The organism is Roseovarius roseus (assembly GCF_043355935.2).
Classification (GTDB): Bacteria; Pseudomonadota; Alphaproteobacteria; order Rhodobacterales; family Rhodobacteraceae; genus Roseovarius; species Roseovarius roseus.
Genome location: NZ_JBHFPE020000039.1, coordinates 1 through 2642, shown reverse-complemented (window position 1 = coordinate 2642; position 2642 = coordinate 1). Strand labels below are relative to the sequence as shown.

General features: G+C 53.4%; 1 tRNA gene and 2 rRNA genes (1 of these 3 running past the window's edge). All 3 read left to right on the top strand.

Going from position 1 to position 2642, the window contains the following annotated elements:
• Positions 1 to 2262: ribosomal RNA gene (locus tag ACEWPL_RS19170) — 23S ribosomal RNA — on the top strand (it extends 662 nt beyond the left edge of the window).
• A 110-nt stretch (positions 2263 to 2372) separates the two neighbouring features.
• A 5S ribosomal RNA gene (gene rrf / locus ACEWPL_RS19165) occupies positions 2373 to 2487 on the top strand.
• Positions 2488 to 2564: 77 nt separating this feature from the next.
• Positions 2565 to 2641, top strand: a tRNA-Met gene (locus tag ACEWPL_RS19160).
• Position 2642: the final 1 nt, after the last annotated feature.

Here is a 2642-nt window from a genome sequence, read left to right as displayed (position 1 = left end):
GGGTGACGGCGTACCTTTTGTATAATGGGTCATCGACTTGGTCTATCTAGCAAGCTTAAGCCGTTAGGTGTAGGCGCAGCGAAAGCGAGTCTTAATAGGGCGGATGAGTTAGATGGATCAGACCCGAAACCGAGTGATCTAGGCATGACCAGGATGAAGGTAAGGTAACACTTACTGGAGGTCCGAACCCACACCTGTTGAAAAAGGTCGGGATGAGTTGTGCCTAGGGGTGAAAGGCCAATCAAACTCGGAGATAGCTGGTTCTCTGCGAAATCTATTTAGGTAGAGCGTCATCCGAATACCCTCGGGGGTAGAGCACTGGATGGGTAATGGGGCCCCACAGGCTTACTGATCCTAACCAAACTCCGAATACCGAGGAGTACTGGATGGCAGACAGACAGCGGATGCTAACGTCCGTTGTCGAGAGGGAAACAACCCTGACCTACAGCTAAGGCCCCTAATTCATGGCTAAGTGGGAAAGCAGGTGGGACGACCATAACAACCAGGAGGTTGGCTTAGAAGCAGCCATCCTTTAAAGATAGCGTAACAGCTCACTGGTCTAAACAAGTTGTCCTGCGGCGAAGATGTAACGGGGCTCAAGCCATGAGCCGAAGCTTAGGATGTGCATTTATGCACGTGGTAGCAGAGCGTAGTGTGACATAGTTCCGTGTCTCTTTAGTGACTTCGGTCATTACGGAGACGTGGAGCTTTCGATGAAGCCGGGGCGTGAGCCATCCGGTGGAGAGATCACTAGTGAGAATGATGACATGAGTAGCGACAAACAGTGTGAGAGACACTGTCGCCGAAAGTCCAAGGGTTCCTGCTTAAAGCTAATCTGAGCAGGGTAAGCCGACCCCTAAGGCGAGGCCGAAAGGCGTAGTCGATGGGAACCAGGTTAATATTCCTGGGCCAGATGGAAGTGACGGATTGCGAGGGTTGTTCATCCTTATCGGATTGGATGGGCCGCTTAGCAGTTCCTGGAAATAGCTCCATCGCTAGATCGTACCCTAAACCAACACAGGTGGACTGGTAGAGAATACCAAGGCGCTTGAGAGAACCACATTTAAGGAACTCGGCAAAATACCTCCGTAAGTTCGCGAGAAGGAGGCCCGGTTTTTACGCAAGTAGAGGCCGGGGGCACAAACCAGGGGGTGGCGACTGTTTACTAAAAACACAGGGCTCTGCGAAGTCGCAAGACGACGTATAGGGTCTGACGCCTGCCCGGTGCCTGAAGGTTAAAAGGAGGGGTGAGAGCTCTGAATTGAAGCCCAGGTAAACGGCGGCCGTAACTATAACGGTCCTAAGGTAGCGAAATTCCTTGTCGGGTAAGTTCCGACCTGCACGAATGGCGTAACGACTTCCCCGCTGTCTCAAATGTGGACTCAGCGAAATTGAATTGCCTGTCAAGATGCAGGCTTCCCGCGGTTAGACGGAAAGACCCCGTGCACCTTTACTACAGCTTCGCACTGGCATCAGGATTGTGATGTGCAGGATAGGTGGTAGACTTTGAAGCAGGATCGCCAGATTCTGTGGAGTCATCCTTGAGATACCACTCTTCGCACTCTTGATGTCTAACCGCGGTCCGTTATCCGGATCCGGGACCCTGCGTGGCGGGTAGTTTGACTGGGGCGGTCGCCTCCTAAATCGTAACGGAGGCGCGCGAAGGTTGGCTCAGACCGGTCGGAAATCGGTCGTTGAGTGCAATGGCAGAAGCCAGCCTGACTGCGAGACTGACAAGTCGAGCAGAGACGAAAGTCGGTCATAGTGATCCGGTGGTCCCAAGTGGGAGGGCCATCGCTCAACGGATAAAAGGTACGCCGGGGATAACAGGCTGATACTGCCCAAGAGTCCATATCGACGGCAGTGTTTGGCACCTCGATGTCGGCTCATCTCATCCTGGGGCTGGAGCAGGTCCCAAGGGTATGGCTGTTCGCCATTTAAAGAGGTACGTGAGCTGGGTTTAGAACGTCGTGAGACAGTTCGGTCCCTATCTGCCGTGGGTGTAGGATACTTGAGAGGAGTTGCCCCTAGTACGAGAGGACCGGGGTGAACGTTCCACTGGTGGACCTGTTGTTGCGCCAGCAGCAGTGCAGGGTAGCTATGAACGGACAGGATAACCGCTGAAGGCATCTAAGCGGGAAGCCCCCCTCAAAACAAGGTATCCCTGAGAGCCGTGGTAGACCACCACGTCGATAGGCCGGAGATGTAAGCGCGGCAACGCGTTCAGTTGACCGGTACTAATTGCTCGATAGGCTTGATTTGATCCAGTAAAAGCCAGACTTCGCAACAGCGAAGCAGCTTCGAAAACATCAGTCATACTTACACCATAAACATCAGCGTACATGACTTGGACAGTTCAAGGTTTTTCTCGGTTTGGTGATCATAGCGCGAGCAAAACACCCGGTCCCATCCCGAACCCGGCAGTTAAGTGCCGTAGCGCCCATGGTACTGCGTCTCAAGACGTGGGAGAGTAGGTCGTCGCCAAACCTAGTAAAACCTTGAACCCCGTATCTCTCTTTCGATGAAGCCCTCACAACAGCAACCGCCAGGTGAGGCACAACGGCCGCGGGATGGAGCAGCCCGGTAGCTCGTCAGGCTCATAACCTGAAGGTCGTAGGTTCAAATCCTACTCCCGCAACCAA